This window comes from Streptomyces sp. NPDC060366 (assembly GCF_042725135.1).
GTDB lineage: Bacteria > Actinomycetota > Actinomycetes > Streptomycetales > Streptomycetaceae > Streptomyces.
In genome coordinates this window covers 12,628-35,457 of sequence record NZ_JBHXDC010000025.1, presented here as the reverse complement: position 1 = coordinate 35,457, position 22,830 = coordinate 12,628, and the positions used below count along the sequence as shown (strand labels likewise).

The 22,830-nt window shown below is 71.4% G+C and carries 20 protein-coding genes and 1 pseudogene; 11 read left to right on the top strand and 10 right to left on the bottom strand.

Annotation, left to right across the window (positions count from 1 at the left end):
* Positions 1–4: 4 nt before the first annotated feature.
* Positions 5–901 (top strand): formyltetrahydrofolate deformylase, encoded by an 897-nt coding sequence (gene purU / locus ACFWHU_RS35110; protein WP_385804173.1) that lies wholly within the window; start codon positions 5–7, stop codon positions 899–901.
* Between the two features lie 18 nt (positions 902–919).
* Here the strand turns inward: purU and ACFWHU_RS35105 are convergent.
* A pseudogene (locus ACFWHU_RS35105) lies at positions 920–2,171 on the bottom strand (maleylpyruvate isomerase N-terminal domain-containing protein).
* A 254-nt stretch (positions 2,172–2,425) separates the two neighbouring features.
* Positions 2,426–3,007 carry a sigma-70 family RNA polymerase sigma factor gene (locus tag ACFWHU_RS35100; protein WP_387230102.1) on the bottom strand — a complete coding sequence of 194 codons (582 nt, stop codon included), beginning with the start codon at positions 3,005–3,007 and terminating at the stop codon, positions 2,426–2,428.
* A gap of 263 nt (positions 3,008–3,270) precedes the next feature.
* Here ACFWHU_RS35100 and ACFWHU_RS35095 point away from each other — a divergent pair, with 263 nt between their 5' ends.
* The 3 genes from ACFWHU_RS35095 (at position 3,271) to ACFWHU_RS35085 (ending at position 5,266) form a co-directional block, all read left to right on the top strand.
* On the top strand, positions 3,271–3,645 hold the full coding sequence (locus tag ACFWHU_RS35095) for an STAS domain-containing protein (protein WP_385804182.1): 375 nt from the start codon (positions 3,271–3,273) through the stop codon (positions 3,643–3,645).
* Positions 3,646–3,711: 66 nt separating this feature from the next.
* Positions 3,712–4,224: an EF-hand domain-containing protein gene (locus tag ACFWHU_RS35090; RefSeq protein WP_385804185.1), complete on the top strand. Its 513-nt coding sequence runs from the start codon at positions 3,712–3,714 to the stop codon at positions 4,222–4,224.
* 472 nt (positions 4,225–4,696) lie between these two features.
* Positions 4,697–5,266: an ATP-binding protein gene (locus ACFWHU_RS35085; protein ID WP_387230100.1), complete on the top strand. Its 570-nt coding sequence runs from the start codon at positions 4,697–4,699 to the stop codon at positions 5,264–5,266.
* On the opposite strand, the gene ACFWHU_RS35080 is transcribed toward ACFWHU_RS35085, so the two are convergent.
* Positions 5,158–6,342: a GlxA family transcriptional regulator gene (locus ACFWHU_RS35080; protein WP_387230098.1), complete on the bottom strand. Its 1,185-nt coding sequence runs from the start codon at positions 6,340–6,342 to the stop codon at positions 5,158–5,160. The two genes, ACFWHU_RS35085 and ACFWHU_RS35080, sit on opposite strands and share 109 nt — an antisense overlap.
* A 49-nt stretch (positions 6,343–6,391) precedes the next feature.
* Between ACFWHU_RS35080 and ACFWHU_RS35075 the strand changes: the two genes are divergently transcribed.
* Both ACFWHU_RS35075 and ACFWHU_RS35070 read left to right on the top strand, forming a co-directional pair.
* Complete coding sequence (locus ACFWHU_RS35075; protein ID WP_385804193.1) at positions 6,392–7,723, top strand: MFS transporter; 1,332 nt, start codon at positions 6,392–6,394, stop codon at positions 7,721–7,723.
* Between the two features lie 66 nt (positions 7,724–7,789).
* Entirely contained in the window at positions 7,790–9,130 is a 1,341-nt protein-coding gene (locus tag ACFWHU_RS35070; protein ID WP_385804196.1) for an MFS transporter, read from the top strand.
* Here the strand turns inward: ACFWHU_RS35070 and ACFWHU_RS35065 are convergent.
* Positions 9,117–10,328, bottom strand: coding sequence for a flavin-containing monooxygenase (locus ACFWHU_RS35065; RefSeq protein ID WP_385804199.1), 1,212 nt, complete (start codon positions 10,326–10,328; stop codon positions 9,117–9,119). The genes ACFWHU_RS35070 and ACFWHU_RS35065 overlap by 14 nt on opposite strands.
* Before the next feature lie 190 nt (positions 10,329–10,518).
* Positions 10,519–10,926: a RidA family protein gene (locus ACFWHU_RS35060; protein WP_387230095.1), complete on the bottom strand. Its 408-nt coding sequence runs from the start codon at positions 10,924–10,926 to the stop codon at positions 10,519–10,521.
* Between the two features lie 112 nt (positions 10,927–11,038).
* On the opposite strand from ACFWHU_RS35060, the gene ACFWHU_RS35055 reads away from it, so the two are divergent.
* Positions 11,039–11,503: a winged helix-turn-helix transcriptional regulator gene (locus tag ACFWHU_RS35055; RefSeq protein WP_387230093.1), complete on the top strand. Its 465-nt coding sequence runs from the start codon at positions 11,039–11,041 to the stop codon at positions 11,501–11,503.
* Here the strand turns inward: ACFWHU_RS35055 and ACFWHU_RS35050 are convergent.
* Entirely contained in the window at positions 11,434–12,132 is a 699-nt protein-coding gene (locus ACFWHU_RS35050) for a pyridoxal 5'-phosphate synthase (protein ID WP_387230091.1), read from the bottom strand. The two genes, ACFWHU_RS35055 and ACFWHU_RS35050, sit on opposite strands and share 70 nt — an antisense overlap.
* Before the next feature lie 124 nt (positions 12,133–12,256).
* On the opposite strand from ACFWHU_RS35050, the gene ACFWHU_RS35045 reads away from it, so the two are divergent.
* Positions 12,257–12,835: a TetR/AcrR family transcriptional regulator gene (locus ACFWHU_RS35045; protein WP_387230089.1), complete on the top strand. Its 579-nt coding sequence runs from the start codon at positions 12,257–12,259 to the stop codon at positions 12,833–12,835.
* A gap of 95 nt (positions 12,836–12,930) precedes the next feature.
* Here the strand turns inward: ACFWHU_RS35045 and ACFWHU_RS35040 are convergent, their stop codons facing one another.
* Entirely contained in the window at positions 12,931–13,578 is a 648-nt protein-coding gene (locus tag ACFWHU_RS35040; protein WP_387230087.1) for a TetR family transcriptional regulator, read from the bottom strand.
* Positions 13,579–13,895: 317 nt separating this feature from the next.
* Between ACFWHU_RS35040 and ACFWHU_RS35035 the strand changes: the two genes are divergently transcribed.
* Positions 13,896–14,681, top strand: coding sequence for a VOC family protein (locus ACFWHU_RS35035; RefSeq protein WP_387230085.1), 786 nt, complete (start codon positions 13,896–13,898; stop codon positions 14,679–14,681).
* 223 nt (positions 14,682–14,904) lie between these two features.
* Positions 14,905–17,382, top strand: coding sequence for a PQQ-binding-like beta-propeller repeat protein (locus tag ACFWHU_RS35030; protein ID WP_385804219.1), 2,478 nt, complete (start codon positions 14,905–14,907; stop codon positions 17,380–17,382).
* Positions 17,383–17,463: 81 nt separating this feature from the next.
* On the opposite strand, the gene ACFWHU_RS35025 is transcribed toward ACFWHU_RS35030, so the two are convergent.
* Positions 17,464–18,153 carry a hypothetical protein gene (locus ACFWHU_RS35025; RefSeq protein WP_387230083.1) on the bottom strand — a complete coding sequence of 230 codons (690 nt, stop codon included), beginning with the start codon at positions 18,151–18,153 and terminating at the stop codon, positions 17,464–17,466.
* Between the two features lie 182 nt (positions 18,154–18,335).
* Between ACFWHU_RS35025 and ACFWHU_RS35020 the strand changes: the two genes are divergently transcribed.
* The gene (locus tag ACFWHU_RS35020; RefSeq protein WP_385804224.1) at positions 18,336–18,845 is read left to right on the top strand and encodes a hypothetical protein; all 510 of its coding nucleotides are present in this window, start codon (positions 18,336–18,338) and stop codon (positions 18,843–18,845) included.
* Positions 18,846–19,039: 194 nt separating this feature from the next.
* Here the strand turns inward: ACFWHU_RS35020 and ACFWHU_RS35015 are convergent, their stop codons facing one another.
* A complete protein-coding gene (locus tag ACFWHU_RS35015) occupies positions 19,040–19,207 on the bottom strand; it encodes a sigma-like protein (protein WP_385804227.1) in 168 nt (55 codons plus the stop codon).
* A gap of 301 nt (positions 19,208–19,508) precedes the next feature.
* Positions 19,509–22,592 (bottom strand): BTAD domain-containing putative transcriptional regulator, encoded by a 3,084-nt coding sequence (locus ACFWHU_RS35010; protein ID WP_387230080.1) that lies wholly within the window; start codon positions 22,590–22,592, stop codon positions 19,509–19,511.
* Positions 22,593–22,830: the final 238 nt, after the last annotated feature.

Sequence of the window (22,830 nt, the reverse complement as noted above, 5' to 3'; positions counted from 1 at the left end):
GGTCATGAGTGCCCCGCAGCAGCCCGCCGCCCAGGCCGACCGGCCCGCCCCGTCCGACCAGTACGTCCTGACACTGTCCTGCCCGGACAAAAAGGGCATCGTGCACGCCGTGTCCAGCTTTCTCTTCATGACCGGGTGCAACATCGAGGACAGCCAGCAGTTCGGCGACCGCGACACCGGGCTCTTCTTCATGCGGGTCCACTTCTCGGCCGAGGCGCCGGTGACGGTGGAGAAGCTGCGCGCGAGCTTCGCCGCCGTGGGGGACTCCTTCCGGATGGACTGGCAGCTCCACCGCGCCGAGGACCGGATGCGGGTCGTCCTGATGGTCAGCAAGTTCGGCCACTGCCTGAACGATCTGCTCTTCCGGTCGAGGACCGGCGCGCTCCCCGTGGACATCGCCGCCGTCGTCTCCAACCACACGGACTTCGCCGAACTGGTCGCCTCGTACGACATCCCCTTCCACCACATCCCCGTCACCAGGGACACCAAGGCGGCGGCCGAGGCCGAGCTGCTGGAGCTGGTCCGCGCGCAGGACGTCGAACTTGTCGTGCTGGCCCGCTACATGCAGGTCATCTCCGACGACCTGTGCAAGCAGCTGAACGGCCGGATCATCAACATCCACCACTCCTTCCTGCCGAGCTTCAAGGGCGCGAAGCCGTACCACCAGGCGCACGCCAGGGGTGTGAAGCTGATCGGCGCGACCGCGCACTACGTGACCGCCGACCTCGACGAGGGCCCGATCATCGAGCAGGAGGTCGAGCGCGTCGGCCACGAGGTCACCCCGGAGCAACTGGTGGCGATCGGCCGCGACGTGGAGTGCCAGGCGCTGGCCCGCGCGGTGAAGTGGCACGCCGAGCACCGGATCCTGCTGAACGGCCGCCGCACGGTGATCTTCGGGTAGCCGTCCGGTGCCGCCGTGTCAGAGGCGGCTCAGCGAGGCCGCCGCGAACAGCACGTCCCGGATCGCCTCGCGGTCGCCGTCCTGGCCGGCCGCGGCCTCCTCCGGCGAGATGTGCCCGGCGACCAGCTGGCAGAACTCGACGCCGTCCAGCGCGACCTGGGCCACCGCGCGCTCGGCCGTGCCGACCGCGGCCGGTGAGTCCAGCGCGATGTACCAGTTCCCGCCGCCCGCGCCCTCGACCTCCAGATGCAGCGAGCGCCCCGGCGCCCCCGGCACGACCAGCTGACGGGCGGGCGAGGCCAGGCCCGCGCGGCGGCGGGCCGCGAGGGCGGACGGGATGAGCTGCGCGGCGAGGTCGATCATCACGTGCAGATGCGGGCCGCTCGGCGCCGGATACGGGTAGTCCACCGCCTCGGCGATGTCCACGCCGTGGATCCAGCACTCGAAGGCCCGGTCGATCATCGCGTCCCGCAGCGGCAGCGCGAACTCGCCGTACGAGACGGAGAGTTCGGCCACACCGCGCCCCGCGAAGGACACCGTCCTGATCAGCGTGTGGCTCTGGTCGCGCCACGGTTCGCGGATCGTGCGGGTGGGCGGCGGATGCGCCGTACGCCAGAACGCCTCGGTCCGGTCGGTCGGCGACCGCGCCGCCTGCTCGCCCAGCGGATCGTCCAGTCCCAGCGCCGAGGCCACCAGGCCGTCGACGGTCATGAGGTGCCCGATGACCCCGGCGACCGTGGCCCGCCGCGCGGTGCGCTCCTCCTTCTCGAACCACTTGAGCTGGAGCGGCGCGTGCCACTCCGCGTCGCCGAAGTCGCGCAGCAGCGCGTCGAGCCGGGCGGTCTCGGCGTCGTACGGGGTGGCCCACACCGGCACCGGGATACGGGCGGCCCTGCGGTCGAGGCAGTTCTCCAGCACGCGGGAGCGGAGCAGCGGAGGGAGATCGAGATTGCGGTCGGCCTGCAACAGACCGACCGCGTCGCGCAGTTTGAGGGCCTCGTCGGCGCACGGCGCGCACTCGGTGAGGGTTCTCGACGTGCGTCGTCTCCTCGGGCGAGCAGGCCGCCAGGGCCCAGGCGCCGAGCAGGGACTTCAGTACGGAGTGCGAGGGCGGCGGGCCGAGGGGCTCCGCCGGCGGACGGGGCGGCGGCGGAGCGTACGGATCCCGCCCGCCGGTCATGTCCCGCTCCCCGGCGGGTTCAGGCGGATGGGCAGGCTCCGGCGGTGCGCCGGGGGCCACGTCCACGCCCCCGCCCGCGCCGGACTCCACGTCCGCTGTCCCGTCCGCCTTCTCTGCCTCGTCTGTCGCATCCGGCTCATCCGGTTCTTCCCGTTCGCGGCTGCGCTCCGCCGCCGGCGCGGCGCGCGCGTTCCTCTCGACGGCCCGGCGCAGTACGTCCGTCGGGGGCGGATCGAGGTCGTCGGCGGCGGCGCGCTGGCCCGGTATGCGCGGGATGCCGCGCACGTCGTCGGGCTCGCCGGGACCGCCGCGGCCGCCGTCCCTGCCGCCGTCGAGCGGCCCGTTCACAGCGACCGTCCGTTTCCGGGCGGCGAGGAGCCCTCCAGGGGGCGGGTGTTCGCCGACGAGAGCAGTTGCAGACCGAGCCGCAGCCGGCGCCGCGCCTCGTCCTCGGTGACTCCGAGGTCGGCGGCGGTCTGCCGGTAGTCGCGCCGCTGGAAGTACGCCAGGTCCAGCGCGGCGCGCAGGGGCGCGGGCATGGACGTGACGATGTAGTCGGCGCGGGCGGCCGCCGACGCCTCGCGGATCTTCTGTTCCAGCTCCTCGGCGCTGCCCTCGCCGCTGGCCCGGTGGGCGGCCGTCTCCAGCTGCCGCAGCCGGTTCACGGCCTGCACGCGGGCGAGCTTGGCGATCCAGGACCGCATCGAGCCCTGCTTCGGGTCGAAGACGTCCGGGTTCTCCCACACGTAGCCGAAGACCTCCCGGGTGATCCGGTCGGCGGCCTCGTCGTCGTCGAGCACCCGGTGCGCGAGGCTGTGCACGAGCGAGGCGAAGCGGTCGTAGAGCTCGCCGAGCGCTGCGGCCTCACCCCGTGCGAGCCGCTGCTGCATCCTGCGGTCCCAGCGGGGCGGTGTGTCCTTCGCCATGAGACCCCCAGCCCTGTGACTGCTCCGTGACCTGACCCCGCCGTTCCGAATGTACTGGCCAGTGTCATCGAAGTGCGCCCCTTTGCGTCAAGTGCGCCCCTGGAGGCCGCTCGCGATGATAAGGAATTCCGCCGGGTCGTGCGCGTTGTGTTTCATACGAGGTCAGTCGGGCAGCCGCCAGGAAGAGGAACGACCTCCGGTGCGGAACCGGAGTCCGGAACTCCGTACAGGGTCCCCGGTTCGGTACGAGGGAAGGTCCAGGCGTGACGCTCAAGGTGGACAAGGACGAGCACGGTCTGTGGACGGTGCTGCGCATCACCGGAGAACTGGATCTCGTGACCTCGCCCGTGGTCCGCCAGCATGTCCACGACGCCGTCGCGGCCGGCCGCCGTGAGCTGGTGCTGGACCTGTCCGACGTCTTCTTCTGCGACTCCAGCGGTGTCGGCGTCCTGATCGCGTCCCGCAAGCTGATGCGCTCCTGCCAGGGACGGCTGCATCTGATCCTGCCCGCCCACGGCGCCGAGGAGGGCTCGCACGTGAACCGCGTTCTCGCGGCTCTCGGTGTGCGCCGCCTCTTCGAGGTCTACTCGGACGTCTCCGAGGCCGTCGACGAGGAAGCACAGCCCCTCTCCGCCTGAGGTCCGTCCGCCGGACAGACCTGAAGCCTTCACATGGCGACCCCATGGCGTCGTACGCTCCCAGGCATGGACAGCGCAGAGTACGAGGGCAAGATCGCCTCCCGATTCGCCGCCTTCGACCAGGACGGCAACGGCTACATCGATCGCGAGGACTTCAGCGGAGCGGCAGCGGCACTGCTCGCGGAGTTCGGCGTAACCGCACGATCCGACAAGGGGCAGGCCCTCTACAGCGGGGCCGAGGCCTTCTGGCAGGGCATGGCGGGCATCGCGGACGTCGACGGCGACCAGCGGGTCACCCGGCAGGAATTCATCACCGGCGCCGCGAAGAGGCTGCGTGACAGCCCCAAGCGCTTCGCCGAGATCGCCAGGCCCTTCCTGCACGCGGTGATCGCCATCGCGGACGAGGACGGCGACGGTGTGACGCCGGCGGCGGCCGAGCGGGTCCTGATCGTGCTGGGCACGGAGCCGGGAGTGGCCGCGCGGGCCGCCGGGGGGCTGGACGGGGACGGTGACGGCCGGATCACCGAGGAGGAGATCCTGACGGCGTTCGCCTCCTACTACGTGACGCCGGAGCCGTAGACCGCGAGGTGGACGGGGGTCCGGGACCGCCCGGCCGAGCCGGGCGGAGCCCTACCGGAGAGCGTTACTGCGCGTGACGGCGTGGCGTTCACACATGTCGATACCGGGTTGTGTCCTTCGGGTGACCCGTCACGGCCCGGAGTCGGCGGCGGGCTCCGGTACGCTCGCTCGGGTGCGAGCGGTGGTGAGGCGTGACGGATCCGGTGTGGCCAGGACGGCGACGCCGGACCGGGGAATGCCCGCCGATCGCACTGTACGAAGGCGCCGGGGGCGTCGTTGTTCGACTACCCGCAGAGCGCGTCGCACAGTATGCCTCACGCGTACTCCTTCGCGTTGGAATATGCCCGAAGCGCTTGTTGCGGTGACTGTACGTCAACCATGCTGTCCCACAAGGGAATCACGTTCTGTGACCTTGTCGTGGACCTTGTCGAGGCGCGAGGCGATGTGCCCGCCGGTTCGGATGGTGTGAGCGGTGCAGGTTCTTCAGGTGCAGTTGGAGGTCGGGGCGGATCCGGCGGAGGTCGGCCGGGCCCGTCGATGGGCGCGGTCGCGGCTCATCGGCTCCGGAATGAACGACGACGAGCCGCTGGCGGAGACGCTGATCCTGCTGATCTCCGAGCTCGTCACGAACGCCGTGGTGCACACCGGCTGTCCGGCCGTGCTGCGGATGCTCTTCGGTTCGGGGGCCGCCGAGGCCGGGACCGTACGGGTCGAGGTCGCCGACACCAGCGCGCGTCCGCCCTGTCCGCGCCACGCGCAGGGCGAGGACACCAACGGGCGGGGCCTGGAGCTCGTCGACGGGCTCGCCGACCGGTGGGGCTGGCAGCCTGAGGGCTCGGGCAAGCGGATCTGGTGCGAGGTGGACCGGTGTGAGCCGGAGCCGGCGGCGCAGTACGAGCCGCCGGCGCCCGTACGGCACGGCGGGCTCGGGCACTACGCGGTCGACCTGTCGGTGACCGGCCGGTCCGTGGAGCCGGTCCGGGACCGGGACCGGCCCCCCGCCGGGGCGGACGGCTCGTCGAAGGCCGTCACAAAGGCCTGAGAGCCGCCGGTCCCGCCGCTGTCGTCGCACAGGTCCTCGCTCCCGCCGTCGACCGCGCGGAACGTCCGCCGGTAGACGGTCGGCGCCACACCGAGCGCCGCCTGGAGATGCTGGCGCATGGACTGCGCCGTACCGAATCCCGCGTCCCGCGCGATCCGGTCGACGGACAGGTCCGTCGCCTCCAGCAGATGGCGCGCCCGTTCGACCCGCTGCTGGACCAGCCACTGGCCGGGGCTGATCCCGGCCTCCTCACGGAAGCGGCGCGTGAACGTCCGTACGGACATCGATTCCTGTTCCGCCATGTCCCGCAGCTGGATCGGCTCGTGCAGCCGGGCGAGCGCCCAGGCCCTGGCCGCGGTGGTGGTCGCCAACTGGGCGTCGGGAACGGGTCGTTGGATGTACTGGGCCTGACCGCCGTCCCGGTGCGGCGGGACGACCGTGCGCCGCGCGACGTCGTTGGCGACCGCCGTGCCGTGGTCACGGCGCACGATGTGCAGACAGAGATCGATCCCGGCGGCGACCCCGGCCGAGGTCAGGACGTCGCCGTCGTCGATGAAGAGCACGTCCGCGTCGACCCTGATCCGGGGAAAGGTCCGCTGGAAGTGGGCGGCCGACGACCAGTGGGTGGAGGCGGGCCGGCCGTCGAGGAACCCGGCGGCGGCGAGCACGTAGCCGCCGGTGCAGATGGAGACCAGCCGGGTGCCGGGACGCAGATGCGCGAGGGCGGCGGTCAGCTCGTCGGTGAGGATGCCCTTCTCGTAGACCGGGCCGAGTTCGTACGAGGCGGGGATCAGCACCGTGTCGGCGGTGGCGATGGCCTCGGGGCCGTTCTCCACGAGGATGTCGAAATCCGCGTCCGTACGGACCGGGCCCGGCGGGCGGACCGAGCAGGTGATCACGTCGTACAGCGGGGCGCCCTCGGGGCTCTTGGCGCGGCCGAAGATCCGCTGGGGGATGCCCAGTTCGAAGGGGAGGACTCCGTCGAGCGCGAGAACCACGACGCGGTGGCGCGGCCGTGCGGTGCCGCGCGGCGACCGTGCGTGCTCCCGGTCCGGGCTGTCCGTGCTGTCCGTCATACGAGAATCCCCTGGTGGTCCAGACCAGCACTTGATATCTGTCGACTCCGTGACTGCTAAGCGTCCGAAGGACCCCGCCATTCCCGGCCCGGCCGGGAAATCCGCGAAATCCGACGAAACCCCTCTCTGGAACCGTAACTTCCGTCTCTTCTTCCTCGCCAGGACCGTGGCGCGCTTCGGCGACGGCATGGTGCCCGTCGCGCTGGCGGCCGGACTGCTCGAATCGGGACACGGCGCGTCGTCCGTCAGCTTCGCGCTCGGCGCGTGGATGGTCTGCTTCGCCGGGTTCGTGCTCTTCGGCGGAGTGCTCGCCGACCGGTTCACCCCGCGCCGGATGATGGTCCTCGCCGATGTGATGCGGCTGTTCGGCACGGCGGGCCTCGCAGTCATCTTCGCCGGGGGAGCGCCGCCGCTCTGGCTCGTGTACGTGCTGAGCGCCCTCAACGGGCTCGGCGCCGCGCTCTTCCAGCCCGGCGTGGCCAGCATGCTGCCCGCACTCTCGCCCGACGTGCAGCGCGGCAACGCGGTGCTGCGGGTCGCCGAGTCCCTGGCGACGATGGCGGGTCCGGCGGCGGCCGGCGCGCTGGCCGGGTTCGGCGGGCCCGGCACGATCTTCGCGGTCAACGCGGCGACGTTCGGCATCAGCGGGATCTGTCTGTTCATGGTCCGGATGCCGACCATGAAACCGGTCCGCGGCGACTCGATGCTCACCGAACTGGTCGGCGGCTGGCGCGAGTTCCGCGCCCGGTCGTGGCTGTGGGGCGTGATAGCGATCTGGTCGGTGTACGGCGTCACCGTCCTCGGGCCGATGGTCCCGCTGGAGGCGGTGGTGGTCACCGAGCGGTACAGCTCGGCCATGTTCGGCCTGATGATGACCGTCCACGGGGCGGGCAACGTGGCGGGCGGACTGCTGGCGCTGCGACTGCGCCCGGCCAGACCGCTGTTCGCGGGGACGATCGCGCTGTTCGCGGTCGCCGCGAATCTGCTGGTGCTGGCCTACGACGTCCCGCTGCCGCTGCTCGCCGCCGGATTCTTCGCGGGCGGCACGGGCTTCGCGTTCTGGCTGGTGATGTGGTCCACGACGGTGCAGACGATGATCCCGCCGGAGGCGCTGAACCGGCTGCACGCGTACGACGTGGCGGGCTCCCTCATCATGCTCGCCGTCGGCCGCGCACTGGCCGGCCCGGCGGCGGAGGCGGTCGGGATGCGCGAGGTGCTGGTGGGCGGGGCGGTGGTGAACGTCCTGGTCTGCGCGGCACTCTTCGCGACGCGCCCGATCCGCGAACTCAGACGCGTGATCCACCCTCGATCCACCCCACCGACCCCACCCCCCGCACGGACCGACAGCGCCTGCCCGACGACCGAGGGGGAGAGGCCGTAGCCCCCATGGCTCGATCCTATTGGCCGCTGACCTTTGGGCCACTCGTCCCGTGTGCCTCCGGCGCCGATGCTTCTTGACGTGACACAGACAGCCGAGACCCCAGCAGAGATACCCGCGGAGGCCCCCGGCCCGCGCGGCCGGCCCCGGCCCCGTATTCACCGGGCCTGGTTCGTCGCCGCCGTGACCTTCGTGACGATCATCGGGGCCGCGGCTTTCGCCTCGCTGCCCGGGCTGCTCATCGACCCGCTGCACACGGAGTTCGACTGGTCGCGTGGCGAGATCGGGTTCGCCGTCTCCGTCAATCTCGCGCTGTACGGGCTGACCGCGCCGTTCGCCGCCGCGCTCATGGACCGGTTCGGGATACGCCGGGTCGTCGCCGTCGCGCTGACCGTCATCGCGACCGGCTCCGCGCTCACCGTCGTCATGACGGCCGCCTGGCAGATGGTCCTCTACTGGGGCGTCCTCGTCGGCCTCGGCACCGGCTCGATGGCCCTGGCCTTCGCCGCCACCGTCACCGACCGCTGGTTCGTCGCCCGGCGCGGTCTCGTCACCGGGATCCTCACCGCGGCCGGCGCCTCCGGGCAGCTCGTCTTCCTGCCGCTGCTCTCCTGGCTCGTGGAGAACCACGGCTGGCGACCCGCCTCCATCACCGTCGCGCTGTCCGCGCTCGTCGTCGTCCCGTTCGTCTGGCTGCTGCTGCGCGACCACCCGGCGGACGTGGGGCTCCCCGCGTACGGCTCCGACGAGTTCAAGCCCAAGCCGCCCCCGGTCACCGGCGCGGCGCGGCGGGCCGTCACCGTCCTGTTCAAGGCCGCCCGCACGGGCCCCTTCTGGCTGCTCGCCGGGACGTTCGCGATCTGCGGCGCCTCCACGAACGGCCTGGTCAAGACCCACTTCATCCCCGCCGCCCACGACCACGGCATGCAGATCACGACCGCCGCCTCGCTCCTCGCCGTCATCGGTGTCTTCGACATCATCGGCACGATCGCCTCGGGATGGTTCACCGACCGCTTCGACGCGCGCCGGCTGCTCGCCGTCTACTACGCGCTGCGCGGTGTCTCGCTGCTCTTCCTGCCGATGCTGCTCGTGCAGGGCGGCGCGGACGTCCGGCCGCCGATGCTGTTCTTCATCGTCTTCTACGGCCTGGACTGGGTCGCGACCGTCCCGCCGACGATCGCCCTGTGCCGCGAGTACTACGGCGCCGACAGCGCGATCGTCTTCGGCTGGGTGCTCGCCTCGCACCAGATCGGCGCCGGGGTCGTCGCGTTCGCGGGCGGCATCGTGCGGGACGTCACCGGCTCGTACAACATGGTCTGGTACGGCTCGGGCGCGCTGTGCGCCGCGGCGGCGCTGATGGCCCTGCTGATCAGGAACCGGGCCAAGACCGCCCCGGTCAGCGTGGCTTGACGGCCTTCGCCTTTTCCGCCTTGGCCTTGACCGCCTTGGCCTTGAGCGCCTTCGTCCCGACCGCCTTCGCGATCCGCTCCGCGTCCCTCGACAGTTCGCGCAGCATCCCGCTGATCGGATTCGTGAAGCCGGTGAAGTACAGATCCGGCGCCCGGTCGGACGTGCGCGCGCCGCGCACCACCGGGCGCCCCCGCTCGTCCAGCACGCCGAGGTGCCCCACCAGGCCCTCCAGGGCCCGGCTGTAACCGGTCGCGGCGATCACCACGTCGGGCGTGATCCGCGAACCGTCCGCCAGCACCACCTTGTTGTCGTCGAACGACTCGACCGCCGCGACCGGCTCGACCCGCCCCTTGCGCACCGCCGCGATCAGCCCCACGTCCTGCACCGGGATCGCGCCCTCACGCACCCGCGAGTACAGCCCGGTGTCGGGACGCGGCAGGCCCTGCGCCGCGAGATCGGGCACCGCGATCCGGCACATGATCTCGCCGGCCCGGTCGACCAGCCGCGTCGGCAGCCGCCGGACCAGGATGCCGGTGCGCTGGGCCGGCCAGCCCGCCGTGGAGCGGCGCACGATGTGCGGGACGGTACGGATCGCGAGACGCACCCGCGCCGCGCCGCCCTCCACCAGGTCGACCGCTATCTCCGCGCCCGTGTTGCCGGCGCCGACGACCAGGACGTCCTTGCCCGCGTACGGACGGGGGTTGCGGTACGTACCCGCGTGCAGCAGTTCACCCTCGTACGAATCCGTACCCGGCCAGGAGGGCAGCCGCGGCGTGTGGTTGTAGCCGGTGGCGACGACGACGGCGCTCCCGGTCAGCTCCCGGCCGCCGGTCGCGTGCAGCAGCCAGCTCTCGCCGTCCGCCGAGCGGTCGATGCCGGTGACCTCGACGCCGGTCACGATCTCCAGGCCGTGGAACTCCGCGTACTTCTCCAGATAGCGGACCATGTGGTCCCGCGAGACCCAGCGGCCGAAGGACCGCGGCATCGACAGGCCCGGCAGCGCGGACAGCTTGCGGGTGGTGTGCAGATGGAGCCGGTCGTAGTGACCGCGCCAAGAGGCCCCGACGGCCTCGGACTTCTCCAGCACCACGGCTCGTACACCCTGCGCGCGCAGGGCGGCGGCGACGGCGAGACCGCCAGGGCCGCCGCCGATGACGTACACGGGGCGGTCGTTGGTGAGGTCGATGTCGCTGGGCATGACAGCTGAGCGTAATCGAGCGGGCACTTGTTGGGTCTCGGTCAAGATGGGAATCGATTGCGAATCGGTTACGTACGGGTAAGTCCTGCGCGCGGAGGCTGAATCCGCAGTGAAAGTCGGCGTGAATCAGACGCTGCGCGCGGTCGCCCTCGCCCGCCGCGCGCAGCTGGGTGGGCGCACCGCCGGGGGATCAGTCGATGACCGCGGTGGCCTCGATCTCGACCAGATGCTCGGGTACGTCCAGTGCCGCGACGCCCAGCAGCGTGCCCGGCGGTACGGGGGTCACCCCCAGCTTCGCCGTCGCGCGGGCGAGCCCGTCCAGGAACAGCGGCATCTTGTCGGGCGTCCAGTCGACGACGTAGACGGTCAGTTTCGCGACGTCGTCGAAGGAGGCGCCGATCCCGGCCAGGGCGGTGCCGATGTTGAGGTAGCACCGCTCGACCTGGGCGGCGAGGTCTCCTTCGCCGACGGTGGCGCCGTCCGCGTCCCAGGCGACCTGTCCGGCGATGAAGACCAGCTTCGATCCGGTTGCGATCGACACCTGCCGGTAGACGTCGGTCTTCGGAAGTCCGGTCGGGTCGACGAGGGTGATGGCCATGGTTCCCACCTTGCTCTGAGGTCTCTTGGTCGGTCTCTTGTGGTTACCCAGGAACCGTAGGAGAGTGTGGGCTGACATGGAAGAACGCACTTTTTGGTGACTGGGGAACCTGATGGTGACCAAGCAGTTCAGCGGCTTGCCCGAGGACGCGGACCTGAGGCGCGCGGACTCGCTGGCGCGGGAGATCTTCTCCGACGTCGCCAACAAGTGGGCGCTGCTGATCATCGAGGCGCTGGGGGAGCGCACCCTGCGCTTCGGGGAGGTGCGGGACGAGGTCGAGGGCATCAGCCACAAGATGCTGACCCAGAACCTGCGCATGCTGGAACGCAACGGCCTGGTGGAGCGGAACGTGCACCCCACCGTGCCGCCGAAGGTCGAGTACACCCTCACCGAACCGGGCCGCGGTCTCCGCGAGACGGTCGACCTGATGTGCGACTGGACCCAGCGGCATCTGGGCCACATCGAGAACTCCCGCGACCGCTTCCGGCCTGATCGGCAGGACGCCTCTCAGGGCCAGAGCAGCTCGCGGGACCAGTCGCCGCCGTTCGTGGCCGGGCCCGGGGCCGTACGGCGGTAGCGCAGCCGGACATGGCGGCGGTGCGCGTCGCCCTGGAAGAACTCGACCTCGTCCGCCTCCAGCACATACCGCGTCCAGGTGGGGACCGGCGCCTGCGGCTCGGCCCGCGCCCGCTCCCACGCCGCCTCGGACGCACGCGCCAACTCCTCGGTGGAGCCGAGCACTTCACTCTGCCGCCCGGTGAGCGCCGAGGCGAGCGCGCCGGTGGACCGGACGCCCAGATCGGCCCGGCTCTCCTCGGGTCCGGCGGCGCTCACCGCGCCGCGTACCCGGATCTGCCGCCCCCGCGCCGGCCAGTAGAAGCCGAGCGCGGCCCACGGCCGGGCGGCCAGCTGGCGGCCCTTCGCGCTGGTCGCGTGCGAGGCGAAGTGCCAGCCGCGCTCGTCGGCGTCGTGCAGCAGCAGGGTGCGTACGTCCGGCCGCCCGTCGGCGTCGGCGGTCGCGAGCGTCATGGCGTGCGGCTCGCTCTGCCCGGCCGCCACCGCCTCGACGAACCACCGGTGGAACAGCGTCAGCGGTGCGTCGGGCACGGCGGCCGGATCGAAGGCGGGCAGATCGGTGTCCCATACCCGCAGCTCCGGCAGGGCCGCGCGGAACGCCTGCTGTTCGTCGGCCTCGTCGTTGCTCATGGGCCCATTCAACCGCGAGGGCCCATCCACCGCGCCGGTCCCGGACGCACTGGGCACCGACCACCACTTACGATGTAGTACTACACATGAAGTGGTATCAACGCGAAAAGGTGTGACCGCCCCGATGCGACAGAACCTGGCCCGGCGCTCGGCACTTGTCGACGCCGCCATCGAAGTGCTCGCCAAGGACGGTGCCCGCGGTCTGACCTTCCGGGCCGTCGACGCCGAGGCGGCCGTGCCCAAAGGCACGGCGTCCAACTACTTCACCAGCCGTGACGAGCTGCTCAACCAGGTGGGCCACCGGATCTACGAACGGCTCATCCCGGACGAGGCCACCGCCGCCGGTCTGTTCGCCGGGCCCAACACCCGTGAGCGGACGGCGGAGTTGGTGCGGCAGGTGGTGGAGCGCGTCACCGCGTTCCGGACCGGTTTCCTCGCGCTGCTCGAACTGCGCCTGGAGGCCACCCGGCGCCCCGAGCTGCGCGCCGTACTGACCGCGCGCGTCGTCGAGGACGTCGAGGCGAACGTCGAGGGGCATCTGGCGTCCGGGCTGCCCGGTGACGCCGACGCGGTCAAGATGCTCTATCTGGCCGCCAACTGGCTGGTGGTGGAGCGGCTCACGCTGCCCGGTGTCTTCTCGGAGGAGGAGGCCGCGCGGCTGATCGGCGACATGGTGGAGCGTGTGCTGCCGTCCGGTCCGTGAGACGGGAGCGCCGGCGACGGATCAGTTCGCTGATCCGCCACCGGCGTGACAGGACGGAGGGAAGGGCACGCCCGTACCGTGCCCCGCGGGCGCGGCTACTTCGCCGGCTTCTTGCCCGTGACGCCCAGGTGGACCAACAGCGCCAGATTCGGCTTCAGTTCGGCCTGCTTCACGCCCCAGGTCTGGAAGCCCTTCTGGTGCCCGGCCACCGCGGCGAGCATGACGACCAGCGAACCGGCCATCGCGGCGGGGTTGACGTCCTTGTCGACCCTGCCTTTGGACTGGAGCTCCTTCACGGAATCCGTAAGGGAGTTGGTGACCGAACTCAGGATCTTCATACGGATCTTGTAGAACCGCTTGTCGCCCTCGGCGGCGCCGAGATCGATGACCCTGAGGATCGCGTCGTTCTTGCGCCAGAAGTCGATGAATCCCTCTACGAGTTCTTCCGCCGTCTGGCGTCCCGCTTTACCCGCCCAGGAGCGGCCGGAGACCAGTTCGGTCAATCCGGCGGCCTCCTTGGCCATTTCCTCGGCGATCTCAAGGACGGCGCCTTCGACGTCCGGGAAGTACTGATAGAAGGTCGCGGGTGAAGTGCCTGCCTTCCGGGCCACGTCGATGACTTTGACGTCCCGATACGGCGAGGTGCTGAGCATCTCGCTGAGGCAGTCGAGCAGCTTCTGCCGCGTCGCCTGGCCGCGCCGACCGGCCACGCGGCCGTCGACGGTACGCACTTGTCCTGTCATGCCGTCAGCTTACCGAGGGGGGATCGGAGCGCGATTCGGCCGACTGCAAATGGGGAACCGCCCGCTGATCACCGGGGCCGTAAGAGACCGTTAAGAGGCGGTAAGGGGGCGCGCCCCGGACGGCCGTGACCAGGAAAAGTGTTATCAACAGCCTGTGGACAACTTCGGTGGACAACTCAGTGCGCACAGGCCCTCACCAGGAGACAATTAGTCAATTGTTCGATTTGCCCCGCCCTGCGCCGGGCGAAATGCGCCATTAGCGTGGCCGGAAGGGGCGCCGCTCGGGCGGTGCGCACACGAAGGAAGGATCCGGGCTCATGGCCGCATTCGCGGAAGGCACACCGTGCTGGGTGGATGTGTCGCTTCCCGACGTCCAGGCGGGCAAGCGTTTCTACGGCGAGCTGTTCGGCTGGACATTCGGCGCGGACGGCGGTGCGGCATACGGGCACTACACGAATGCTTTCAGTGACGGAAAGCGAGTGGCCGCACTCGCAGCGAAGCAGGACGGGCGTATGCCGACCGCCTGGGGCGTTTATTTCGCGACATCTGACGCCGCCGCACTCAGTGCGCGAATCAAGGAGGCCGGCGGCGGAATGGTGATGGATCCGACACCCGTGGGTCCGTACGGCACGATGGCGCAGGGCGTCGATCCCGGCGGCGCGGTCTTCGGCCTCTGGCAGCCGGGGGCGTTCCCCGGCTTCGAAAAGCAGAGCGAGCCCGGATCTTTCTGCTGGACAGAGGTCTATACGAGGGACAAGGAGAGCGTCGACCTCTTCTACGAGTCGGTATTCGGCTTCGTCGGCAAGGACCTGCCGGGCGAACCGGCCGATTACCGCACCTGGTCCCCGGAGGGCTCCGAGCCGGGGAGTGACACCGCGATCGGCGGGCGAAGTGTCATCACCGACGCATTCCCCAAGGAGATGCCGGGGCATTTCCTCGTTTACTTCTCCGTTGCCGACTGCGACGAGACGGTCGCCGACGCCGTACGGCTGGGCGGCCGGGTCAGGGAGTCCGCCGCCGACACCCCGTACGGCCGGATCGCCGTCGTCGCGGACAACCAGGGCGCCGCTTTCGCGCTGCTCGCCGAGCCGGCGGCGGCGTAGTCCGTCCGGAGTCCGGGGGCGGCGCAACCCGCGTTGGCCCGTACGCGTCAACACTCATACGGGCGTGATACTCACCCCGTACGAGGTCGTTCGCTCATTTCCTGTCCGAAACAGGGTGAGACACCCCGATCCGCCCCCGGGTTCGCAACCATCGAGCCAGACAGGAAGAATCAGGGTGCAGGGGGCCGTACCTTTGTGGCCCGTACGGGGAGGTGGCAGGCAAGTGGAGCAGCTGACGCAGCACGATCCGAGACGTATCGGGCCCTTCGAGGTGCTCGGACGCCTCGGAGCGGGCGGTATGGGGCTCGTCTATCTCGCGCGCTCGGCCTCGGGCCGGCGCGTGGCGATCAAGACGGTGCGCACCGAGCTCGCCGAGGACCAGCTGTTCCGCGTCCGTTTCACGCGCGAGGTGGAGGCCGCCCGCGCGGTCAGCGGCTTCTACACGGCCGCCGTGGTGGACGCCGACCCCCGGGCCGCCGTGCCCTGGCTGGCCACCGCCTACGTGCCCGCGCCCTCGCTCGAAGAGATGGTCAACCGGTGCGGTCCGCTGCCGGTCCAGGGCGTGCGCTGGCTGGCCGCCGGCATCGCCGAGGCGCTCCAGTCCATCCACGGCGAGGGTCTGGTCCACCGTGACCTCAAGCCGTCGAACGTGCTGGTGGTGGAGGACGGGCCGCGCGTCATCGACTTCGGCATCGCGTCCGGCGTCTCCAACACCCGGCTGACCATGACCAACGTGGCCGTCGGCACCCCCGCGTACATGTCGCCCGAGCAGGCACGCGACTCCCGCAGCGTCACGGGCGCCAGCGACATCTTCTCGCTCGGCTCCACCCTCGTCTTCGCCGCCACCGGACACGCCCCCTTCCACGGCGCCAACCCCGTCGAGACGGTCTTCATGCTGCTGCGTGAGGGACCGAATCTGGAGGGGATGCCCGACGACCTGCGCCCGCTCATCGAGTCGTGCATGCAGATGGACGCCGCCCGTCGCCCGTCGCCCGCCGACCTCCAGTCGCAGCTCGCCCCGCACCTGTTCGCCTCGGGCAGTGACGACAGTGGTACGGCTTCGGCCTGGCTGCCCGCGTCCGCCACCGAGATGATCGAGGAACGGCGTGGTGGCGGACGGATCAACGCGGCCGCCGCCGCCGCGGCGGCGCGCCCGCCGGTCCCGCCGCCGCCCGCGCACCATCCGCCGCCGCCCGCGCACTCGCCCGACTGGGACGCCGCGTGGCGCCGCGACGGCGAAGGCCAGGGAGGTCAGGGCGGCGGCCAGGGCGGTCGGGCCGGACAGGGACAGCAGGGCGGCCGGGGCGGCGGTGGGGCGCCCGCCGTGCCCGCACCGCTGGGCGCGTCCCCCGGCGGCCCGGTCAGGCTCTCCGGCTCCCCCGTACCGATCGGCCCCGGCCCCCGCGTCCCCGACGGCCGGGTCGCCGCCTCCGCCGACGCCGGACCGGCCACCGGCTGGATCCGGCCACCCGCCGGGCTGACCGCGGACCTGCCCGCCGGCGCCGTCCAGGCCCCCGCGGCGCCGCCGATGCCCGCGCCCTCGCCCGCACCCGACGGCGCGGCACCGGGCCGCTGGCGGCCCTGGCGCTTCCGGATGTCCAACGACGTCTGGGGCACCCCCGTCGTCGACGGCGATCTGCTCTACGTCACGTCGTTCGAGGTGCACGCGCTGGACGTGGGCAGCGGGCGCCGGCAGTTCAAGACACGCGACGTGGCGTGGGCGATGGCCGTCTCCGGAGGCCGTATCCACGCATCCGACGGTCCCACGCTCTACGCGCTCGACGGCTCGGACGGCACCGAGCGCTGGCGGCTCCAGACCGACGCCTGGGTGTACTCGCTGAAGACCGACCGGGGCACCGTCGTCACCGGTACGCGCGGCGGCGGCGTCCAGGCGTGGGAGGCGTCCAACGGCGAGAAGCTGTGGGAAGTCAGCGGCGCCCAGACCGACTTCGAGACGCCCGAGGCCGGACCCGCCATCTTCGACGGCACGGTGTACGTGTGGCAGAACGCCCGGCTCCGGGCGCTCGACGCGCGCACCGGCAGCGAGCGCTGGTCATACCCCATCGGCGACGGCGCGTCCTGCGGCGGCGTACCGATTCGCCTGGTCCCCGCCCCGGACGGGTACGTGTACGTCTCGGCCGGTACCCGCGTCCTGTCCATCGACGCCGCGACCGGCCGTGTGCGCTGGCACTTCGAGGCGCCCGCCGTCTTCCTCTCGCCGCCCGCCTTCGCGCCCGGCCCCGCCGTGACCGGCGGCGGCGTCTACCTCGCCGACTACCTCGGCACCGTGTACGCGCTGGACGCCACCACCGGCAAGGACCGCTGGCGCATCGCCACCGAGGCCCGCCAGTCCCTCGAACCGGTCCTGGTCACCGCCGGGAACGTGCACGTGGGCAGCGGCAGCGCGCTCTACACGCTGGACGCGGTGGCCGGCACACCCAAGTGGCGCTTCGCCGCGGGCGGCGAGGTCGTCGGCGCGCCCGTCGTGGCCGACGGCCGACTGCACTTCGGCTCGGCCGACCATGTCCTCTACACGCTGGACGCCGGCGGCGGACAGCTCCGCTGGAAGCTGGCGACGGGCGGCGAGATCACGGGCTCACCGGTGGCGCGCGGAGGAGTGGTGTACGCGTGCAGCAAGGACCGCTGCGTGTACGCGCTGGACGCGATCAAGGGCACGGCCACGGGCCGGGGCGCCCGCTGACGCTCCCCGCTCGTACGAGAGGGGAGCCGAGGAGGCTGACCGCCCCTCCGCACCCGGCCGGCCCGCGCCCGGCCCGGCCGGTCAATTCCCGTGCGGACGGCGCGTCGTGTCGTCCGGCGGGGGCTGTGCCCACGGCTGCTCCTCGGTATCCCAGGACTGCGGCCCCGCCCCCTGGTCGTTCTGCTGCTGCGGACCGTTCACCGGCGGTTGTACGGGCGGCATCCGGTCGTCGTCGTACCACTGGTCCCGCACGTCCGGGTCGTATCTGTAGTCCCGGTAGTCGTCCTGATTCCCGTCCCGGTTCCGATCCCGATCCCGGTCGCCGACGTACCGATGGCCGCCTCCGCCGCCTCTGCGCCGCGTCCGGCCGCTCATCACCGCCGCCGCGATCAGCAGCAGCGCCCCGCCGCCCAGGGCGGCGGCGACGCCGAGGCCGAGCCCCGTGCCGTCGCTGGTCAGCGAGAGGCTCCCGGCGGCCTGCCCCTGGCGCACCATCCACAGAATCGTGAACCCGAGCACGACCAGCCCGGCCAGCGCGACCAGCAGCCGCGAGCGCAGCACCAGCCCGACCAGCGTGACCAGGGCGGCGAAGACGAACGGGAGCAGAAGAGAGACCCACAGGTCCGAACCGGTGCCGGTGATGCCGTTGAACAGGTCCTCGACGCGGTAGTCCCGGCCGTGCCGGCCGTTGTACCAGGCCTGGAACGGACTCGCGACCGCCGAGGCGGCCCCGATGACGGCGAGGACCGACCCGATGATGTTGCGGACCATCGACGGCCTCCTTGGACGAGCGTGCAGAGCACAGCTTCCGAAATCCGACGCTACGCCCGGGAACCAAGGGCCGCCAGATTTGGTCCCGTAACCGAGCACCCCTCGCGCACTGCTAGGGTGACATGCGCTCGACAAAAGGGCATCAACAATGACCAACTGCACTATTTTCAACGGGGGTTGAAATGAAAATTCGCCATGTCCGTGCCATAGCCGTCTTCGGTATCGCCGTCTTCGCGCTGACCGGCGCCCGTGGCTCCGGCGGCGGTGGCTGCTCCAGCAGCAGTTCCGGCAGTGGCGGCAGCAGCCACTCGGACAGCGACTACGACGACGACGATTACGACTACGACGGATCGTCGGGCTCCACCACCACCGGGGGATCCGTGACGGGTGGCAGCTCCGCCGACGCCGGCCGGGATCTGACCATCGACAGTTGCAAGTACGACACCGTGGCCGGCGGCTTCGTCGCTGAGGTCACCGCCACCAACAGTGGCTCGGTGGACTACAGCTACACCTTCTCGGTCGAGTTCACCGACGCGGCCGGCGCGAGCGTCGGCAACGGCTTCGGCAGCATTCCGAGCGTCACCGCGGGAGGCTCGGAGACCGTCGAGGTCACCGCGGCGGACGTATCGGGTGACGAAGGCGCCTCCGGCGGCGAGTGCACGGTCGAGAACGTCCTGCGCACCTCCGCCTGACCGTCGGCAGGACGCGGCCCGACCGGCAACGCGCGGCCTGACCGGCAAGACACAGCCTTAACCGCAGGAACGCAAAGAGAGACGACGACAGGCGGGGCCCCCTGAACGGTCCCGACTGTCGTCGTCTCTCTCTTTCCCCCTGGAGCGCGGTCCCGGCAGCTCCCCTCCCCCGCCGCCGCGACCGCCGCCCGGTACTACTTGGGCGGTGTGGGGGAGTGGTGGTCGCCCTGCGTCGTGGCGCCGCTCTTCGGCGGTGCCGGAGAGTGGTGGTCGCCCTGCGTCGTCGTGGTGGTCTTCGGCGGCGCGGGCGAGTGGTGGTCGCCCTGCGTGGTCTCTTCCGGGTTCTTCTCGGTGCTGCTCATCTTGTCCCCCTTGGGGTTGCCCTACGTCGGACCTAAGGCGGCCTTCTGCCCGGATACTCCCCCGAGGTCGCCGGGCAGAAGGCCTGGGGGACCGCTCACCCCCCGAGGATGGGACGGTCCCAAGCGACCCGTCTGCCCCCCGAGGCGACGGATCGAATATGCACTGGAGCATGCCGAAAGAGCATAAACATTCGATGAACGCCCAGGCCGGGCACCCCGCCTGTCATCGGACACCCCGGCAGGACGACCGGCCCCGGCGGAGCGACCGTCCCCACCGGGCGGCACTCGCCCCATGCGTCCCCTATGCCGCGCTGAGCGGGACGCCGAGCAACTCCCGTGCCTCCTCGGCCTCCACCGCGCCCGACCCCTCGTGCAGCGCGAGCGCCTCGCGCCAGCACACCCGCGCCCGGTCCGCCTGCCCCAGGCTCTCCAGCGCCTTGCCCAGCGTGATCAGGACGTTGCCCCTCGTCCGGTCACCGCCGATGCAGCCGATCGCGAGCGCCTGCTCGGCGTGCTGCGCGGCGGCTCCGGCACGGTGGGCCGCGAAGTGGGCCTGTGAGATACGGAAGTGGGTGGTGCCCTCCCACAGTCGCTGCCGGTTCGCCTCGAACCCCTCCAGCGCCTCGCCCAGTTGCTCCAGCGCCTCCGTGTGCCGCCCGGCGTTCGTGAGCGCGATCCCCAGCGCGAAGCGGGCGTTGGAGAGCCGCAGTGTGTGCCCGATGCTGTCGTAGACCTGGACACCCTGTTCGGCCAGCGCCACGGCCTGGGACGTACGGCCCAGGGAGTGCTGGATGCGCGAGAGGTTGCACAGGGCGCTCGCCTCGCCGGGGCGGTTGCCGTCGGCGCGGGAGCCCTCCATCGCCCTGAAAAGATGCGTCTCGGCGTCCTGGAAGCGGCCTTGGTTGAAGGCGATGATGCCCCGGTCGTTGTCCGACCAGTAGACCGGCACCGGGTCCTGCACGGACTCCGCCAGCGCCGCCGCCTGCCGGGCCTCGTCGTCCGCCTCCTCGTAACGGCCCGCCACCAGATGGACGTTGGTCATCGAGGTCCGCGCACGCCCCTCCGTACGGGCGTCGCCCGCCGCGCGTGCCGCAGCGAGCGCGGAACGGGCCGCCGTCTCGTACGACTTGGAGTTGGCGCCCGACTCCGCCAGGTCCTGCGCGGCCCACAGAAGATCGACCGCACCCCGCAGCCGCGACCCGCCCGCCGCCTGCCGGGCGCACGCCAGCAGACAGTCGGCCTCCGCGTACAGCCAGTCCTGCGCCTCGTGCCGGTCGGTGAAGACCAGACCCTCGTACTCCGTGGGCTCCAGATGGTCCTTGAGGCGGTCGCCCGGCCGCTCGATCGTGTACACGCGCGCCGCCGTCGCCAGATAGAAGTCCAGCAGCCGGAAGAGCGCCGCGTCGATCCCGGTGCGCGGCTGTTCGTCGCGGTCGGCGCAGGCACGCGCGTAGAGCCGCACGAGATCGTGGTAGCGGTAGCGGCCGGGCGCGGCGGACTCCAGGAGGGAGGTGTCCACCAGGGACTCCAGCAGATCCTCGGTCACGTGCGTCGGCAGATCGAGTACGGCGGCTGCCGCCGCCAGCGAGATGTCCGGCCCGTCGGCCAGCCCCAGCAGCCGGAACGCGCGGGCCTGGGCGGGCTCCAACTGGCCGTAGCCGAGTTCGAAGGTCGCCTTCACCGCCAGGTCACCCGCCTGGAGTTCGTCCAGCCGTCGGCGCTCGTCGGCGAGCTTCGCCGCCAGGACCGAGACCGTCCAGGTGCGGCGCGAGGCCAGCCGGGAGGCGGCGATCCGGATGGCGAGCGGCAGGAAACCACAGGCGGCGACCACGTCCAGCGCCGCCTCGCGCTCCGAAGTGACGCGCTCCTGACCGACTATGCGGGTGAAGAGCTGGAGAGCTTCCTCCGGCGACATCACGTCCAGGTCGACCAGATGGGCGCCCTCCAGGTCGACCATCCGGACGCGGCTCGTGACGAGCGCGGCACATCCCTCCGTACCGGGCAGCAGCGGGCGTACCTGCGCGGCGTCGCGCGCGTTGTCGAGCAGGATCAGCACCCGGCGGCCGTCCAGCGTCGAGCGGTACAGCGCGGAGCGGTCGTCCACCGAGTCCGGGATCGCCGAGTCGGGAGTGCCGAGCGCCCGCAGGAACGAGCCGAGCACCGCCTCCGGTTCGGCGAACCGCGCACCCGCGCCCTGGAGGTCCACGTACAACTGGCCGTCGGGGAAGCGCGGCCGGGCCGCGTGCGCGACGTGCACGGCGAGCGTCGTCTTGCCCACGCCACCGATACCGGCGAGCGCGGAGACCGCCATCACCGAACCCTCGGCTCTGGCGAGCCGGTTGCCCAACTCCCGTACGAACAGGTCCCGTCCGGTGAAGTCCGGCACCGTGGCGGGAAGTTGGGCGGGCCGGGTGAAGGTGACGACGGGCGGGGTCTCCTCCGTCGGGCGGGCCAGTTCGGCGTCCACCCGGAGAATGCGCTGCTGGAGCCTGGCCAGTTCGGGCCGCGGGTCCACACCCAGTTCGTCGGCGAGGAGACGGCGCGTGTCCGCGTACACGGCCAGCGCCTCGGCCTGCCGGCCGCTGCGGTAGAGGGCCAGCATCAGCAGTTCGCGCAGGCGCTCGCGCAGCGGGTGCGCGGCGGTCAGCGCGGTGAGTTCGGAGACGGCCTCCGCGTGCCGGCCCAGCTCCAGATCGATGTCCAGCCGGCCCTCGACGAGCTGGAGGCGCCACTCGACGAGCCGCGCGCGCTCGGTCTCCGCGTACGGACCGGGCACGGACGCCAGCGGTTCGCCGTCCCACAGACCCAGCGCCTTGTTGATCAGCACACGGGCCTGGTGACGGTTCCCCGCCGTCTGCTCCTTCTCGGCGGCGGCGGCCAACTCCTGCGCCACGCCGAGGTCCAGGGCGTCCGGCCGGGTGTGCAGGGCGTACCCGCCGGACTCGCTGACCAGGACACCGGGGGACAGGACCTTGCGCAGCCGGGAGGCGTACGTACGCACGGTGGCGAGCGCCTGCGGCGGCGGCGTCTCGCCCCAGATGCCGTCGATCAGCTCACCGGCGGTGGCGGTCCGGCCGTCCCGCAGGAGGAGAGCGGCGAGCAGTGCGCGCTGCTGAGGTGAACCGGACGACAGCGACTCGCCACCACGCCAGGCCCGCACCGGTCCGAGTACGGCGAAACGCAGCTCGCCGAGCAGGACCGGGGTGCCGGCCGGTGCGCCGCTCTCCGCGATGCTCTTCCCGGCGTTCTTCCCGGTGCTCACCGCGCTGCTCGCCGCGCTGTTCGTCGTGATGTCGGCCGCGCCGCTCTTCGTGCTGGTCGTCGTGCTGTTCGGTGTGGCCGGAGCCCGCTGCTCCGGTACGCGCGGCCCGCTGTCACGGTCCATAGCTCCCCCTGCCCGCCGAACTGCCGGTATCGCCCCCGACAGTCTGCCTTGTCCGGAGTGGCGGCGTCAGCCTCGGGCGGGGGTCTGCACAAGCCCTCGACACGGTAAAGGACGCGACCCCTCCGGGTAAATCCGGATGCGGACAGCCCGTCGGTCACAACTCCGCGCCGGGATCCGTCAGGAGGGTGAGAGTGCCGCCGGCGCGTGAGTGAACGCGACGGTGGCGGCGACGCGACAA

Excerpts from the sequence above, each read along its gene's own strand:
- purU (WP_385804173.1), top strand. The coding sequence starts at position 5 with ATGAGTGCCCCGCAGCAGCCCGCCGCCCAGGCCGACCGGCCCGCCCCG.
- ACFWHU_RS35100 (WP_387230102.1), bottom strand. The coding sequence starts at position 3,007 with ATGGCGAAGGACACACCGCCCCGCTGGGACCGCAGGATGCAGCAGCGG.
- ACFWHU_RS35090 (WP_385804185.1), top strand. The coding sequence starts at position 3,712 with ATGGACAGCGCAGAGTACGAGGGCAAGATCGCCTCCCGATTCGCCGCC.
- ACFWHU_RS35080 (WP_387230098.1), bottom strand. The coding sequence starts at position 6,342 with ATGACGGACAGCACGGACAGCCCGGACCGGGAGCACGCACGGTCGCCG.
- ACFWHU_RS35070 (WP_385804196.1), top strand. The coding sequence starts at position 7,790 with ATGCTTCTTGACGTGACACAGACAGCCGAGACCCCAGCAGAGATACCC.
- ACFWHU_RS35065 (WP_385804199.1), bottom strand. The coding sequence starts at position 10,328 with ATGCCCAGCGACATCGACCTCACCAACGACCGCCCCGTGTACGTCATC.
- ACFWHU_RS35060 (WP_387230095.1), bottom strand. The coding sequence starts at position 10,926 with ATGGCCATCACCCTCGTCGACCCGACCGGACTTCCGAAGACCGACGTC.
- ACFWHU_RS35055 (WP_387230093.1), top strand. The coding sequence starts at position 11,039 with ATGGTGACCAAGCAGTTCAGCGGCTTGCCCGAGGACGCGGACCTGAGG.
- ACFWHU_RS35050 (WP_387230091.1), bottom strand. The coding sequence starts at position 12,132 with ATGAGCAACGACGAGGCCGACGAACAGCAGGCGTTCCGCGCGGCCCTG.
- ACFWHU_RS35045 (WP_387230089.1), top strand. The coding sequence starts at position 12,257 with ATGCGACAGAACCTGGCCCGGCGCTCGGCACTTGTCGACGCCGCCATC.
- ACFWHU_RS35040 (WP_387230087.1), bottom strand. The coding sequence starts at position 13,578 with ATGACAGGACAAGTGCGTACCGTCGACGGCCGCGTGGCCGGTCGGCGC.
- ACFWHU_RS35035 (WP_387230085.1), top strand. The coding sequence starts at position 13,896 with ATGGCCGCATTCGCGGAAGGCACACCGTGCTGGGTGGATGTGTCGCTT.
- ACFWHU_RS35025 (WP_387230083.1), bottom strand. The coding sequence starts at position 18,153 with ATGGTCCGCAACATCATCGGGTCGGTCCTCGCCGTCATCGGGGCCGCC.
- ACFWHU_RS35020 (WP_385804224.1), top strand. The coding sequence starts at position 18,336 with ATGAAAATTCGCCATGTCCGTGCCATAGCCGTCTTCGGTATCGCCGTC.
- ACFWHU_RS35015 (WP_385804227.1), bottom strand. The coding sequence starts at position 19,207 with ATGAGCAGCACCGAGAAGAACCCGGAAGAGACCACGCAGGGCGACCAC.
- ACFWHU_RS35010 (WP_387230080.1), bottom strand. The coding sequence starts at position 22,592 with ATGGACCGTGACAGCGGGCCGCGCGTACCGGAGCAGCGGGCTCCGGCC.